The sequence below is a fragment of the Alteromonas sp. 4NS20-0143 genome, assembly GCF_057542855.1.
Map to the genome: position 1 here is coordinate 38119 of NZ_BAAJLR010000012.1, position 16575 is coordinate 54693.

The following is a 16575-nucleotide window of genomic DNA, read 5'->3' on the forward strand; positions in this document are numbered from 1 at the left end:
ATGTTTAATTTATCTATATCACTAGCTGCATAAATTATTGGCGTTGCGCTTTTTCCAATTCTTTTTTAAAGTGCATGTATTCAATTCGAAGCCCTAATTGTTGAGAAAAATTTAGACCAAGTTGAAGCAATTCAAATTGATTATTCACTGCAGAAACCTTGTCTTTCAAAATTTCTATCGCACCTTTGGTGTCGCCCGCTTTGTCTAAAGCCAACATCAAAATGTACAAATAGTTACTATTGCTAGGCTCGATATTGTTGGCCTTTGTCAGGTGGATAATAGCAGTATCTATATCTTGGGCTCTTATCAAACGCATACCCTCAGCGTAATGCATTAACGAAGATTGAGGGTTAGCTTCCAGACCGTCTTTAAGTGTTGAGCCTTCTAAGTGATCCTTGCCCAATGAGCGATACAGATTGGCCAAATTAATGTGATTAGGCTCAAAGAAAGGGTCTCTTGATATGCCTGCTTTTAAGAATTCTTCTGCTTTGTCAAAGTTCCCTAAGTTCGCTTGAACTAAGCTAGCGTTTAAATTGCCCTCACCTCGCCATAGTGTCTGTTGTGATGACTCTGTCATTTCACTCAAAACAGTAGATGAAACGAGCGACACCTCACCTGAAGCGATCAGTTGCTCTGCCGAGGCAATTCTGATGGCTCTGAATTGGTCTTGAAGCAGAGGTTTTAAAAGTTGGGACCTTTTGTTTCTATCAACTAGAAATGAGATGTCTGCAAAGGCAAGTCGCACCAACGGGCTGCCGTCAGATGCTAATAACTTGGCGTAACTGTAGGGTAGGGCTTGAACAGTGTTAGGTAATAAAGATATAACGGTGGCTCGCTTAATGTCTGGAAGTGAGCTATTTTTTGCCAACGCAATGTGGCGATTTGCTGTTAAACGTTCACCACTTAGTAATCGCATATATTGCATTTCTGCAGGATGTGGAGAAGTTGGAGCGCCATGCCAGTCAATTAAGCTATCTTTAGCCCACTTTGCGCTCTTATCTTCATGGCAACCATTACAAGCATTTGGCGTATCGAATTTTTCACTTAAACTTGGTGTCGGAATATGAAAGCTGTGGTCTCGTCGTTCATCGACACCCATATAGGTATTCGTCGGCATATGACAGTTCACACACTGTGAACCTGCGGTATCGGGTTCGTGACGATGGTGCTTCACATCATCAAATGTCGATGATTTATGACATTGTAAACAAAGCCCGTTTCCTTCTACTTTTACTTTGGCAGTGTGAGGATTGTGACAATCATTGCAATTCACACCAGCCTCGAACATTTTACTTTGTAAGAAGGACCCATATACGTACACCTCATCTCGAATTTGCCCGTCTACATGATACTGAGGCGTTGACAACAAGGCAGGCTTGAACTGTGATAAAAACGGTTCAGATGGGGTGATCCCATCAGTGAGCGGCGTGCGAAGCGAATGGCAAGCAAAACAGGTATCCATAAAACGGTTGTCTCTTTCGGGACCTGCCCAAGAAGCGATATCGTCATTTTCGCCCAATAACCAGTTGCCAATATTTTTCTGTTCGTCTTTAGTAAGAGCAGAATGGGATGTTTTGCTTTTTTTGTAGTGACCGTTAGAAAGCTTACCGTGACATGATTGGCAAGAAACGTTCACTTCGTTCCAAACTGTTTTAAAGGAATCTCTTTCACTGTCGTAGTTTCTTTGTAAACCTGATGAGTGACAGTCTGCACACATCCCATTCCAATTCTGTAACGGTTGCAACCAATGTAATCTATCTTCCTGGCTAATTTCTTCATCGGGATAAATGGGATACCACCTTTGGCCACCAATTGATTTTTCTCTTGAATCCCATGCAAAAGGGAACACCTGCATTTTTCCGCTGTCAGTTTTGATAAGGTATTCTTGAAGAGGAAAGTGACCAAATACGTAACTCACTTCATAGTCTGTAGTGTGTTCGTTTTCTTCAAGCTTTATAAAGTACTTGCCGTCGCGCTTAAAAAATGTCGCTTTTTGATTGAAGTGCTCAAATACAAGATCGTCGAAATTACCTTTTACCGTTGCTTCTGAGGCTACATCCATGGCTTTACTATGATCCGATTTTAGCCAGTCAGATAATTGCTCTTGATGACACGAACCACACTGCTCAGCCTCACTAGCGAAAGCGTTAAGTACAATACCTGCGAGAATAACTAATAAGAGTTGTCGAAACATGAACTATTGATGCCAAAAACGATTATATCCAATCATAAAATATCATGGGAAGAGTGTGGATGCTAACAATTGATTAACCTTATCAACGAGTAATGGCACTTGGATTGTGAAGTTCTTCGAAAATTAACGTTCTTAGCCGCATGATTTTATCTCACTTGCTTATTAATGACTGTTAAAGATGTTATAGTGGGCGTGTCTTTCAAATTTACTCAGGAGTAGTCATGAAGATTGCATTAATGATGGAAAATAGCCAGGCGGCAAAAAATCCTGTAATTCTTAAAGAGCTAGAATCTGTAGCCGATTCACTAGGTCATAGTGTCCACAATGTAGGGATGAATAGTGAAACCGATCATCATCTTACCTACGTGCATTTGGGTATCATGGCCGGAACATTGATAAATTCTGGTGCAGTAGATTTCGTTATTGCTGGTTGTGGTACTGGGCAAGGTGCTCTGATGTCGTTGAATGCTCAACCCGGTGTGTTCTGTGGTTATTGTATCGACCCTTCAGATGCATTTTTGTTTAACCAAGTTAACAACGGTAATGCATTGGCACTTCCTTTTGCGAAAGGTTTTGGCTGGGGTGCAGAGCTTAATGCACGTTATATCTTTGAGAAAGCATTAACTGGTGAGCGAGGCGCTGGATATCCTGTTGAGAGAAAAGAGCCTCAGGTTCGCAATGCCGCCATCTTAGCAGATCTAAAAGCGGCGTTGTCGAGCGATGATTACGTCGATACGTTGAAGAAAATTGACCAAGAGCTTGTGAAAGTTGCTTTATCTGGAGAACGTTTTCAGAAATGCCTTTTTGAAAATGGCAAAGATGGATCAATAACGTCATATGTTAAGTCTTTAGTCTCGTAACTTTTGATTTAATAAGAGAAAGGCGTCATCTGACGTCTTTCGATGTATCTTTTATCCTACAGGAATAGTGCTGTTCGGGTATCTAATTGTTACCTGACGAGGGCTAGCTAGGAAGTACGCAATAGTTAATGGTCCCAAGCGGCCTATAAACATCAAAAAGATAATTACGACTGCACCAGCATCAGACAAATCACCCGTTAACCCCCTAGATAACCCCACCGTGCCGAGAGCGGAAATAGCTTCAAAAACTACATCTAGGAAATCAGCTTTTTCGGTTATTGATAGAATGAATATTGCTAACCACGATACCGCAGTTGAAAGAAGAGTCAGTGCTAGTGCTTTTCCTCTGGTCTCAGTAGATAGCGACCTTCCGAATATTGATGGCGAGGGGTCACGGCGCAAATAGCTATATGCTGACATGATTAGCACGACAAAAGTAACAAGCTTAATTCCGCTTGCTGTACTCATAGACCCTCCCCCTATAAACATAAGCAGAAGCGTTAGCCACGTTGTAGCATTTTCTAGCGCACTTATATCGATAGTGTTAAATCCAGCGGTTCGAGGCGTTACGGCTTGAAACCATGCCGCCCAAAATCTAGACGATGAGTCTAAACCACCAAGGGTATTGGGATTATCTTTTTCGATAAAGTAAATCAAAACTAGCGCGATGCCGTTGATGATAAAAGTGCTACTAATCATTAGCTTGCTATAAACAGAAAGAGGCCGCCATGCTCGCTTTTTGTTTAGATCTATCCATACGGAGAAGCCTAAACCACCAATGATAAATAAGGCAGTTATCGTGAGATTGATCACTGGATTTCCGACATACGAGGATAGGCTATTGGCGCTAAGGGCGAAACCTGCGTTGTTGAAAGCAGAAACCGTATAGAAAAATGCGTGAAACAGCGCTTCTCCGATAGGCTTAGTCTGTAACCAAAAAATCGATAAAATAATAAAGCCTAGCAATTCGATTATTAACGCAAACAAGAGCACTGATTTAGCGGTAGAAACTAGTGTAGATAGGTCCGTTTGATTAAATGCCTCTTTAATAGCAGATTGCTGTAAAAACGATATTTTGCTGCCTAGTGCAATTAAGGTTACTACTGCGAAGGTCATCAATCCAAGGCCGCCAATTTGAATCAATAGAGCAATGATAGTGAGCCCTACTTGAGTAAATACCGTTCCTGTATCAACAACGACCAATCCAGTGACAGTTACTGCCGACGTTGCAGTGAATAGGCTCTGTGAAAATGAAATAGGTTGAGTGGTCATGCCGGGAAGCAGTAGTAGCAAGGTACCAATCGCTATTACTGCTAAAAAGCTCAGCGATAAAATGAGAGGCGGTGCTGCCTGTATTTTGTAAGCGCTTTTTGCTTTTCTGGATATTGGGCGTTGTTGTAAGTTCCAGCGTGTCATTACTTCAACCTTGGGGCAATTCTGACTAAGGCCTCTTTAGGGCCGTATAAAATAAGCGTATCGCGCTCACGGGCAATAAAAGATGATGGAGGAGATTTTGTTACTTCTTGCTCACGTTTCAGTAGTAAACAATGAATTGAATTTTCAAACCCTTTAACTAACTGCTCTAAACTCGAGGGCTTAAAATCTAAAGGAAGGTGTACGTCTACAATATAGTTCCCGTGACCAACGCTGAGGTAGTCACTTACCATGGGGTAATTTAATGCCTGTGCAACCCGCGCGCCCATTTCCTCTTCTGGGTGTACAATTCGAGTAACCCCCAGTTTAGAAAGAATTGTGTGGTGCGCTGCAGTATTCGCTTTAACCCAAATATCTTTTACACCCAAGTTTTTAACGTGGAGTGTACACAGCAGGCTGGCCTGCATATCTTCACCTATTGCTACAAGCACGGCTTCACTTTGACAGAGGTTGAGTTCTTTCAATGCTCTCTCATCAGTAACATCGCATATAAGCGTCTGAGTTAGTTGTCCTGCGTATTGTTCAGCGAGTTTTTCGTCTTTGTCTATTCCCGTAACGGTATGCCCCATGTGTATAAGCTCAATGCTCGCTGTTAATCCAAAACGCCCTAACCCTATTACCGTAAAATGTGCCATAAGTTTACTCCGAATGATTAAATACAAACCGGTAGCCGTGGCCCGCGGAAGTCTCTATTGAAAATTGATTTGTGCTCAGTGATGAAAGTTTTTTTCTTAAGTGGCTAACCAAAATTCTAATGTAATGGGTATCTTCGCTATTGTAGTTCCCCCAAATGGTGCGCATAAGCACTGTCTGGTTGATGAAAATCCCAACATCCCTCGTTAAAACATCCATCAACAAGAGCTCTTTGGGTGTGAGCGAAACATGCGTCTTTCCAAAGGTTAACAACCCACTATTCAAGTCGAGGTTGAGGTCTTGAAAATTTCTTATGCGTTCAGCTTCAGGAATAACTGGCGTAATATCGCGTAGGAGAACCCTTATACGAGCAATCAGTTCCTTTATACTGAACGGTTTACTCACGTAATCATTTGCTCCTGACATTAAAAGCTCGACTTTGTCATCCTCTGAATGTCGCGCTGATAAAACCAAAATGGGTACACTGCTAGTCTGTCTCACGCGCCTTAGGATTTCTTTGCCATCCCCATCAGGAAGTCCAAGATCCAATATTATTAATTCAGGCTTTTCTTTTAGGGCAAGTACTAGTCCGTCTTGCACGCTACCTGATTCTTTGGTTTTAAACCCTTCAGCTTTCAAAGCGATACTTATCATTCGGCGAATGTGAGTTTCATCTTCAACAATGAGAACGGTATTCATGAAAACTGCTCGCTTAAATTAGGGATAGAAAGAATTGCACGACAACCTTGATCCAAATTTTGAAGTATCAGCGTTCCTTTATGAGCTTCCGCTATTCCTTTGGCCACATTGAGTCCAAGACCAATACCGCCCCTTCCAACATCACCATCGCGTGAAGAAGAGAACAGGAGGAAAGGTGATTCAGTATCGCCATTTTTAAGGCCAATGCCTGAATCCTCGATAGAAAAGTATGTGTTTTTCGCGTCGTTGCTAACAATCACTTTCACTGCTTGGCTGCTAAATTTAAGTGCATTGTCGATTATATTAAATAACGCTTGCTCCAAAAGTGGTCCGCTAGCAGTAACGTGCTCATTGCTATTTTTATAGGTAACGGAAATCCGGTTGGTGCTAAACCTAACTAAGAGGTTATCAATGATAAAGCGGATAGTGACTTTCTCTCTTCCTGCAATGAGTAAGTCGCTCTGAATTTTTGTGGCTTGAAGAATATTCTCGACATAGGTGTGTAAACGCCTGCTCTCAGAGATACTGCCTTTTATTAATTCTCGCTTATCTTCTTCAGGTAATGAGTGATAGTAAGAATCTAATGTTTCCATAGAGCCTATAATTGAGGAGAGTGGTGTACGTAAGTCGTGTGAAACTGAACGAAGTACATTCGCCTGCAATTGGGCCTTTCGAAGGGCTGTTTGTTGTTTCTTATAAAACGCAGTTAATTCACTTGTCAGAATGGCGACGACAATGAAAGTTGCCATATTAACGACATCGTCGGCATTGCTCATTCGAACTGAATACAAAGGTTCGGTGAAGAAAAAGTTGAAGCTCACGGCGCCAAACAGAGCCGCTAAAATACCGTTAAAGCGAGAAAATATAATTGCACAGGCAACAGAGCCAAGCTGCAAGATGAGTAGCGTACCACCTAACGGTAAAAATGAACTGCTTAGCAGCCAACTTACCAGAACAGCAGATACCATAATGGAGCATGTAACTGCGATATCGCGCATACAGTTAACTCAATTGTTCTTGTGAAAATACTTTGTTAAATGTATCAAGGAAGGGAAATGAAAACGCGTAAAATTTGCGTAAAATTTTGGAGGTTCTTGGGAAAACATCAAAGATGGCGAGGACTTTCGCCCCAGCCAACCTTACTTGCTAAAATTAAAATCTATAGTTAACAGCTAATTGATAGATACGACCTGTATACGTTAAACGGCTGATAGCACGTTCGTCTGTGCCTAAGAACTCCTCGCCAACTTCATCAGTTAAGTTGAAAGCACGTAAGAACAATTTAGTTTTGTCATTAAGCGCATATTGACCTACAAAATCCAATCGGCCTATTGCCTTTCTTGTACGGGCATTAGTACCTAAGAACGAGTTAGCGCCTCTAAGCGTTTGATCGTCACGCCAGTTGTACGACAAGCGTAAGCTTATTCCGTCATTTTCCCAGTAGGTAATTACGTTGAACGATTCCGGTGATACACGCGTTAACTCAATTTCACTGCCTTCTTGATCTAAGCTTGTGTAGTTAAATACACCACCAAAGCCGTTCCAAGGGTAAGGAAGAAAATCAAGCTTCTGCTGGATTGCAACCTCATAGCCTGTAACGGTAATTTTATCTGAAATATTGATAGGAGCAGTGATATTTACTTCTCTCAAGTTTTCGTTACCGTCATCGTCAATGATAGGTGTCGTTTGAATACAACCAAACTCTCGTCCATTAGTCCCAGGTGTGCGCTCTATGTCGCCCAGTAAGCGGTCAACAATGGGGTTTGTACCTGGCTCAGGACAAAAGCCTTGTTCAGAATCAAATAAGTTTGTGATCTCTTTCTTAAAGTAACCTACTGAGATTGCACTACCTTCGCGGTTATACCACTCTAGTGAAAGGTCGTAATTCTTCGCTTCATAAGGACGTACTGTTGCTGTCGGTAGGTCTAAACGAACCGTTTGGTTGCCGCCACGCAAAGCGGCAGTTGGACGCTGTGCAAGCAGGTTAGGACGAACGATACCTTCATAATAAGCACCTCTGAGCAACACATCATCATGAACTTCGAAAGTAATGTTCGCCATGGGAAGCGTATGTTGGTAGTCGTCATCAAAAGTAACCGGTGCCGCTATACCATTTCGACCTTGCTCATCCACTTGGGTTTCAAAGCCATCGAACGTGTTGTCGGTTTGAATATGGCGAACGCCAATATTGCCGCGATACGGAACTGATCCTAGCTCTCCGCCAAAGTCAGTCATGACATACATTGCTAAGATATCTTGGTCTGCAGCAAAGTTAAAACCAATGTTATTAGGTAGCCCAGTATTTCTGTCCTGTTGATCCCAAAACCCGGTTCTGTTGCGCTCTAAACCTGCAAATGGAGTGCTAAAAGAGGTCGCAGTGGGGATATTATTGACATCGGTCTCGATGCCTTGCTGTAACATATCCAATGCTAAATCATTGTCGATGGTCAACCATCCTGATGTGTTGTCAAATGTGCCTGGAATATTACCGCCAAAGTAATCACCTTGCTCAGAAGACAAAATGTTGTCAGTTAGGAAAGCATCAGAAATATTACTTGTATCGACGCCGGCTAAACCTTGTCTTTGGTCGATACTTTCAAGAGACTCTCTTGAGAACCTCGCGCCAAATTTTATAGTTTCAAAGTTAAGTGAGTTACCCAAACCAAAATCAACAAAACGTTCTGCGTTAAATTCAGCACTGCTAACTTCTCTAGATAAATCCCGAACGCGGCCTGTAATTCTGAATGCTAGGCGTCGACCTTGGTTAGCGTCAGATACTGAGTTAACACTTGACGAACTCAGGTTTGGCTCTTGCCATACTAAGTTGTTATAAACATATGGCTGATCGTATTCACCTTGAACAAAAATGTTATCTAAATTGCCGTTACCGGAATTTATAGAGCCATTAAAGCCAGTAGGAACACTGTCAATCCCATTTCGGCGACCATCGGCGTCTGTGAAATTGAAAGTGTCTCGCCAATCTTGATTAGATAAAAAGGTAAAGCCTACGTTTTGAAACTCATTGCTAGCCTCTGAGCGTGTAATCGTGCCGTCGAAAGCCCAATCGTCTGTGAAGTAGTCAGCGTAAAGAATAATACCTTCTGTTTTCTCTCTAAAAGTGGTCTTACGGTTTTCTGTTTGAAGAGAGCCATCCGTGAAGTCATAGTTAGATACTGCATACACTAAAGGAGCGCCTTCTTCGTCAGCAGTTCTATCGTAAGCAAACGGCGCTGTATCCATATCTAGTGTTACGCGACCATCGAAATTATCTCTGTCACGACGATTAGTATTGAAGCCTGGGCTGATGGTTGAAGCTTCCTTCGTTCCGTCAGCTAAGTCACGTTCTGAGAAGAGTAAATGCGCGCCAAGCTTAAAGTTTTCACTTACGCGGTACTCGATATTACCAGAAAACGAGATTCTATCGCCATCACTGTACTCACTTACGTTTCGAGCGCGCGCTGGCGCTGTAAGTTGTGCATCTTCAGCTAAGCCCCATTTCTCGCGATACTCGGCAATATTGGTGGCTCGCACATCGCCGTCCACAGTATCTACAGATGTATAATCGACAATATCAAAAGTATCTCGTCTAAATGTTTGTCCCGAACCAGCTAGCTTGAAAGCTACACCTAATTTCTTGTCCATAAGGTGTTTAACGCCAGAGATCCTAAAGTTTGGGTCTACATTACCCGTTAGATCCTCATAGCGTCCGCCTACACTTATTGATGCTGAACCGTCTTTCTTTGACAAGGCTTGCTGAAGCTTCTGATCGACGATACCGGCAATACCTCCAGCCTGAAGGTCTGCTGTCGGACTTTTAACAACGGTTACACCGTCGAAAATACTAGCTTCAAATGCTGCAAATGGATTTGGTTCGCCCACAGCATTAATGTTGCTTGCGCCCGAGGGCGTCGCAAACGATTGGCCCATTGCCGTTGTTTTTACGAACCCACTACCTAAACCACGAAGACTGATAGTACTTTGTCTGCCTTCTTCATCAGTGTTCAACTGAACGCCAGGAATAGCTTGAAGTGCCTCGCCAAAATCTAGTGCAGGCAAAGCATCGATATCAGTAGCTGAGATAGCATCAACGATAGATGCGGCGTTACGTTTGGTATTAAGCGCATCTTCAAGCGAGGCTCTTACACCAGAGACTTCAATAACTTCTACGCTTTCGTCTTGTTTTTTATCAGTGTTCTGCTGTGCGCTATTAACTGCCGTGTTAACTTCTTGCGCAAGCAATGTAGGAGAACTAATGGTTAATAAAAGTGCTGCTGTGTTGCCCAACAGCTTTCTATTTATATTTGATCTTGTATTTTGCATCGACCCATTCTCTTTGTTGTGTGATTTAAGTGTGTTTCTTAAATGTATTGTTAAATCTTTGTGAAGCCATATTAACCACATGAAACAGTCAAAACAAGTCATTTATCATCATTTGTAATGAAATTTAGACTATTCATTAGTCTAATACTGAATATTTTTGAGCGATATCGCTTCAGCGCTTTCGTCATTTATCTTCAAGGTTAAAATTTCTAAATGATTTTGTTTAAGTATTTCAGAGTGGTACAAAGAATATTGATAATTGTGATGTCCACGAGGTTGAGGTTTTTTAAATATCATTAACAATCATAAATAGTCACTTGGTGTTCGGCAGGATTTAACTGAGAGCAGATAGTGGAAACTTAAGTAACGTTACTAACAGAACTTTTATGTTATTTTTTTGTTGATCTCGAGAGCAGCGATATAATTTGAAGGACTTCCCGAACTCTATGATGTGTTATGACGAGATGAAAAAGCACCGAGTAAATATTGGTAATAAAACTGTTTTAAGCCTTGCTACCAAAATAACTTCTCGCACGTAAAAATATCCAAAGGACTGGTATTGACCAAAATATGCTTCCTCCATTGGAAGTGTCAGGAATTGAGCTATTATTTGGAGTATTATTTTCTGCCTTAGGCTGTGAGACTGAAATAGTTAATGTTTCGCTGTCCGTTGTATCGCCATCAGACACAGTTAGCTTTAGTGAGGCTTCTTTCCCGGAAAATGACTTAGGTATGCTAACTACGTAAGTACTCTGCGTTACATCCACAGCCTCATTCAGAGAAAGTGAGGCGCTTACTACTTGCAGGGAAAGCAGATCTTTATTGGTATCACTGAGTTTGTATTCAATGGACACCGAGCTACCAGCAGTGGCTGAAAGACTTTTGTAAGGTATGCGAATAGTGGGAGGGCTATTTACGGGTAGTATTTGCACAGCGATTTGCTTGCGAATTGTTTTAACGCTGTCCTGCGCAATAAATGCGAAACTGATGAATTGAGAAGTACTAACCACTGGAGCTATGAATGAAAGTCTATCTCTTGTTGCCTCAACATTGATATCTGGGCCCATAAATTGTTGATAGTCTACTTGGCTCTTTCCCTCGGTGTTTAATAGCTCCCATGACAAGGTGATTTTGTCGCCAGCACTAGCCTTACGCCGCGACGCGTTGATATTAAGCGTTAATTTTGAAGATACGCGGTCCTCGGGCAATCTATATTTGCTTGCCGAGTTACCAATACTATCGAAATCAAAAGCCCCTTGTTGATAGTCTGGATTTTGTAAAGGAAGCGCTGCATCCGTTAGCATAAGGTAACTTGTCAACAGACTGTCGAGTTCGTTGCGTTTATCGGTTGCTGCATTGGCCAAGTTTACCGTTTCGTCGATATCATCAACCATGTTGTATAGGGCGTGTCGGTGAGTCTCACCTTCGCCATAAAAAAAAGTCTTTATAAGTTTCCAGCCGTCATACATTACTGTTGCTGACGGGGGGAGCCAATCAGGCACACGCGGCATTGTTGGGTAATACGTAATAATGGGCCGCATATCAACGGTGTCGCCGGTCAAAATAGGTCTTATATCAGTACCATCTATTAAGTGCTCATTAGGTAAGTCAATATTCAGTCCCCTAAGTAGCGTTGGATAGAAATCTACTGTCTGAATTGGCGTTTCGCTTATTGTATTTTTTTGCGTCAACCCCGGCCAAATTATAAAGGTAGGAACCCGATTTCCGCCTGAATACTGCGTTGCCTTACCTCCCCTTAATGGAAAGTTACTCGTTGGGTGCATTTCACCTAATACATCATACATATTTCCACCATTATCAGAGGTGAAAACGATTATGGTGTCTTTCTCTATACCAGCATTTACCAATGCGCTGTATAAAATACCAATAGCGTCATCAAAATGTTTGATCATCGCTGCGTAGGTTGCACTGCGCTGGCTATTAAATGGTGAGCGCTTCTCTCTAAAATAGGTGACGTAATCAGCTTTGGCACTAAATGGAGCGTGAACGGAAAATGGCCAGAAGTTAACGAAGAACGGACCGTCTGCATGAGTCTCAGCAATCCACTGCTTTGCTTCTTTGGCGAGACGCATATCGATATGTTCTAGCGGTATATCTGGCTCAAGGTTGGGAGCAAATGACCAAGGTGCAAGGTACCCTCCAGTAGGGCTTGGACCGCTAAAATGAGGAATATCAATATCAAAGCCGTGTTCTAACGCGCTGTATGGAGAAGCACCAAGGTGCCATTTGCCAAAATGTGCAGTTTGGTAGTTTTTTGTTTTTAAAACCTTCGCGAGGGTTGGCAGTGAAGTATCTAACCGCGTGGCGGTTAACGGGGTGGTGGCAGGTTGATCACTTGGCCCCGCGGACTGTTCTAATGCGGTTAGTCTAACGGCTGTATTGTTTATATTGGGATTTAAAATATTATGGCGTGCTGGTGTTTGTCCAGTGAGTATTGACGCTCTAGTGGGTGAGCATAACGGACTATTACTAAAGGCATGCGTGAAGGTCATGCCCTTCTGAGCTAGAGCATCAATATTAGGTGTTTCATAAAATTTATTTGGTTGATAAATTGATGTGTCGTTCCATCCAAGATCGTCCGCGAGAATGAAAATGACATTTTTGGGTTGTTGGGAAAGAGCAGGCATGCACAGCATTAACAATCCAAAAAATATAAAAGCTTTGTGCATATTCACTCCGTTGATGCATTGCTGAAAGCTGTGCGACTCCTAACAATATAACCTATTTTGAATAATGGTGAGCAAAAAAGTAGCTCACGTTTTTGTTTGAGGCGTTAAGGATAGCCTAGTAAATTCGCGGTGTGCAGGGATTTACGTTTTATTGGTCCATTTGAGGCGTTGAGGTTAGCCCAGTAAATTCGCGGTGTGCAGGGATTTACGTTTTATTGGTCCATTTGAGGCGTTGAGGTTAGCCCAGTAAATTCGCGGTGTGCAGGGATTTGCGTTTTGATGGTCTATTTGAGGCGTTGAGGTTAGCCCAGTAAATTCGCGGTGTGCAGGGATTTACGTTTTATTGGTCCATTTGAGGCGTTGAGGTTAGCCCAGTAAATTCGCGGTGTGCAGTGATTTACGTTTTGATGGTCTATTTGAAGCGTTGAGGTTAGCCCAGTAAATTCGCGGTGTGCAGGGATTTACGTTTTATTGGTCCATTTGAGGCGTTGAGGTTAGCCCAGTAAATTCGTGGTGTGCAGGGATTTACGTTTTATTGGTCCATTTGAGGCGTTGAGGTTAGCCCAGTAAATTCGCGGTGTGCAGGGATTTGCGTTTTGATGGTCCATTTGAGGCGTTGAGCATAGCCCAGTAAATTTGCGGTGTGCAGTGATTTACGTTCTATTGGTCCATTTGAGGCGTTGAGCATAGCCCAGTAAATTCGCGGTGTGCAGGGATTTACGTTTTGATGGTCTATTTGAAGCGTTGAGGTTAGCCCAGTAAATTCGCGGTGTGCAGGGATTTGCGTTTTGATGGTCCATTTGAGGCGTTGAGCATAGCCCAGTAAATTCACGGTGTGCAGGGATTTACGTTTTGATGGTCTATTTGAGGCGTTGAGCATAGCCCAGTAAATTCGCGGTGTGCAGGGATTTACGTTTTATTGGTTCATTTGAGGATAGCCCAGTAAATTCAGGGGCAAGCAACTTAGAAATTCGAACCAAAATTAAGGCATGATCGCAAATATGGAATAATTGATGTCTGTTCATTTTGACGAGGGATATCAATGATAGCCTTTACATGGTAAACCCGTTGGGTAGGGTGTCTAAGACAGACGATTTTGAAAAACATTACAGCCTCATGAATTAATTTTTGGCTAGTTAAACTTTGATAGCTTCTCGAGCCTAATACACAGTAAGTTAGTCAAAAAGTCTATGTTCGTAAGGGGAGTGGTTGGGGAAAATAGATTTGATTTGACTCGGGCTTAGACTAAGGTGCTGTTTTAGTGCTGTGGCAATCCAAGAAATTGTATTCGTTGTTGGCAGTAAATCGCGGTTCTCAAATAGTTTGTATTCAGAAATGCCCGGCCATTCTCCACGAACGGAACCACCGAGGTGAGAACCCCCTGCAATAAACATACTACCAGCCGTGCCATGATCAGTGCCGCCTGTGCCATTTTCTCGCACAGTTCTCCCAAATTCTGATGTAACTAATACAAGAGTATTGTTCCATTCACTGCCTAGGCCTTTCTTTAGCTGTGCAATACCGCTATCTAGTTGTTTTAACTCTCTAGACAATTTCGCGCTTTGTGCCTTGTGCGTATCCCAGCCTCCGCTCTCTAACATTACAAACTGTATATTCGATTTTGATTTCATTATATCGGCACATTCGCTACACAATTTTGAAAACGAGGATTGACGGCTCCCCTTGTTATCGCCCATCAATGCATCTTTTATTTCCTTGCCTGCCGACAGTGATTTCGCGAGTTTTTCATCATATTGGTAGAGCGCAGCTAGATCATCGGTTAAGCTATCTATTGAATTATTAAATTTAGATGGATAAAAGTTACTGCCTCGTAGTGAATTTCTAAAAGCTAAAGGCATTGTCTTGGATATTGCTATACCTTCGGTGCCAAGGACATTCATCGCACGGCCAAGCCAGCCAGACTGTAAGTTTGCACTTGCCAATCCGCTTTCTAAGTAATCCTGACCATCAAAATGAGATCGGCCTTTATATCCAGTCGATGTCGCTACAACACACGATAGTTCTTTGCGCTTAAATAAATCGTGTAGATTGTAAAGAGACGGATGAAGTTTATAGTTATTGTCTACAGCAAAGGCATCGTCAAGCCCTGACATTAAATTTGGGCGCATCGATGATAGACTTTTCTCAAAGGCAGGTATCACCGTATGCAAGCTGTCCACAGCGCCTCGTTGCAATATCCAAACTACACGCTTTAATGATTTTGTTTTATCGGTCTGTTGAGCCGCAAACAAAGTAGGCGAGTGAAGCATAACGGCACCGCTCGCTAGAATTTTCAATAATGTACGCCGTTGCATCTTTATCTCCTCATAAATTCGGGACTCAAAAACAATAGTGCGAAAGCTCGGTCACGACTCTCTGCTCGCTTCATTAGTTGCTGGGTGTTTTTAGATAGCGCCGGCCCAAGAACATTATCTGCTATCGTCTTTACTTCTATGTTCTTATCTATACCTAGCGACGCTATCCAGTCGGCTCTAGCCATCAATCCATAACCACTGTTCCAGAAGTCTTCTGAGTCTGCATAGCCAGCAGGGCTTCCCGCTTTGAGTGGTGCTTGGCCCATATTTTTCAAAATACGAATAGAGCTTCCCTCTTTTACTGACTTAAGACCGAGACCTCTGCTCGTTGATATAAAAAACTCCCTAGGTGTTTTAAATTTTTCACTGTTGATAAGCCAAGCGTGTGGGTGGGTAACAAGCGCGGTGTAAACCGCTTTCAAATCTCCCTTAGTGTCTATCCAAGTCTCTTCGACATATTTGAGTAATGCAGGTGTGGGTGAGTCACTGACAACATGTTTAACCAGTTTTCCGCTTATGAATTTAGCGGTAGCTGGTTGAGATGCTATAAAATGAATCATGGCTTCACCTTGCTGTTGGTTGGTTTGATCAAATTTGCGACCAAGCAAGTTTTGCGAACCTGGCTCGTGGCCCGCTTTCCTAAAAGAAAAAAGCTCCCCTTCTGTTTTATCTGGATTCTTTATTCCCCAACCTGAGATGCCGTTAGCAAGCGCAATAACATCCTTTTGCGTATAACCGCCCTCTATGCCCAATGTATGTAATTCAAGTATCTCCCTGGCTAGGTTCTCATTCAGTCCTTTTCCCTTTTTACCCAGTCGAGAGTTTTGACCAACTGACTTTTCATTATTTAAATACGCTAGCATAACTGGGTGACGGTAAGTGGAAAGTAACATATCTGAAAACTTACCCAATAGGTTTGGTGCTATTGCCTCACGTTCTAATGTGCCTGATAGCGCAGTTAGGTATGCACCTTGAGCAGTAACGCTAAAATGGTTTGAGAAGAAATCCAGCATTCTCCACATAAATGGCTGTGTACTATTTATCGCATTGTTGAGCGTGCCTACTGCTAGTTGCCTATACGTGACTTGTCCATATTTCCTAGACTCTTCTTTTGATTTTTCAGAATCTTCTTTGCGCATTCGATTTAGCGTTATCGCTATAGAATGTGACGAGCCCCACATTCCAAATGAAATAGGGTCTATTTGGTTAAGTACGTAATCCAGTGGATCACTTGATGCTTTCTCTAGTTCACCTGGATGAGCGCCTAATCCGAAGCGGTTTGTTGCAACAACATTCTTCACTAGTGGGTTCATCTCTATAGATTATGGTGCGTTGAAATAATAGTACTAACTATGGAGAGTGTCTTCGTGTTGCGAATAACTTTACATTATCTTTACATAAATTAAGCAGCTGATACTAAGGCTAAATAT

11 protein-coding genes are annotated in these 16575 nt (G+C 42.3%); 1 reads left to right on the top strand and 10 read right to left on the bottom strand.

Features of this window, described 5'->3' with window-relative positions; translation table 11 throughout:
• Positions 1-34: 34 nt before the first annotated feature.
• Positions 35-2194, bottom strand: coding sequence for a multiheme c-type cytochrome (locus tag AC27HD_RS17590; protein WP_487107465.1), 2160 nt, complete (start codon positions 2192-2194; stop codon positions 35-37).
• 221 nt (positions 2195-2415) lie between these two features.
• Here AC27HD_RS17590 and AC27HD_RS17595 point away from each other — a divergent pair, with 221 nt between their 5' ends.
• Positions 2416-3054, top strand: a complete 639-nt coding sequence (locus AC27HD_RS17595; RefSeq protein WP_487107467.1) for an RpiB/LacA/LacB family sugar-phosphate isomerase — start codon at positions 2416-2418, stop codon at positions 3052-3054.
• A 51-nt stretch (positions 3055-3105) separates the two neighbouring features.
• Here the strand turns inward: AC27HD_RS17595 and AC27HD_RS17600 are convergent, their stop codons facing one another.
• From AC27HD_RS17600 to AC27HD_RS17640, 9 genes are all read right to left on the bottom strand, one after another.
• Positions 3106-4470 (bottom strand): TrkH family potassium uptake protein, encoded by a 1365-nt coding sequence (locus AC27HD_RS17600; RefSeq protein WP_269520661.1) that lies wholly within the window; start codon positions 4468-4470, stop codon positions 3106-3108.
• Positions 4470-5123, bottom strand: a complete 654-nt coding sequence (locus AC27HD_RS17605; protein WP_487107469.1) for a potassium channel family protein — start codon at positions 5121-5123, stop codon at positions 4470-4472. Before AC27HD_RS17605 ends, AC27HD_RS17600 begins: the two co-directional genes overlap by 1 nt.
• 4 nt (positions 5124-5127) lie before the next feature.
• Entirely contained in the window at positions 5128-5820 is a 693-nt protein-coding gene (locus tag AC27HD_RS17610; RefSeq protein WP_487107470.1) for a response regulator, read from the bottom strand.
• Positions 5817-6818: a sensor histidine kinase gene (locus AC27HD_RS17615; protein WP_487107472.1), complete on the bottom strand. Its 1002-nt coding sequence runs from the start codon at positions 6816-6818 to the stop codon at positions 5817-5819. Before AC27HD_RS17615 ends, AC27HD_RS17610 begins: the two co-directional genes overlap by 4 nt.
• 154 nt (positions 6819-6972) lie before the next feature.
• Positions 6973-10140 carry a TonB-dependent receptor gene (locus tag AC27HD_RS17620; protein ID WP_487107474.1) on the bottom strand — a complete coding sequence of 1056 codons (3168 nt, stop codon included), beginning with the start codon at positions 10138-10140 and terminating at the stop codon, positions 6973-6975.
• A 503-nt stretch (positions 10141-10643) separates the two neighbouring features.
• Complete coding sequence (locus AC27HD_RS17625; RefSeq protein WP_487107476.1) at positions 10644-12830, bottom strand: sulfatase; 2187 nt, start codon at positions 12828-12830, stop codon at positions 10644-10646.
• Between the two features lie 532 nt (positions 12831-13362).
• Positions 13363-13710 (bottom strand): hypothetical protein, encoded by a 348-nt coding sequence (locus AC27HD_RS17630; protein WP_487107478.1) that lies wholly within the window; start codon positions 13708-13710, stop codon positions 13363-13365.
• A gap of 295 nt (positions 13711-14005) precedes the next feature.
• Positions 14006-15145: a DUF1501 domain-containing protein gene (locus AC27HD_RS17635; RefSeq protein ID WP_487107480.1), complete on the bottom strand. Its 1140-nt coding sequence runs from the start codon at positions 15143-15145 to the stop codon at positions 14006-14008.
• A gap of 2 nt (positions 15146-15147) precedes the next feature.
• The gene (locus AC27HD_RS17640) at positions 15148-16446 is read right to left on the bottom strand and encodes a DUF1800 domain-containing protein (RefSeq protein WP_487107482.1); all 1299 of its coding nucleotides are present in this window, start codon (positions 16444-16446) and stop codon (positions 15148-15150) included.
• Positions 16447-16575 lie beyond the last annotated feature (129 nt).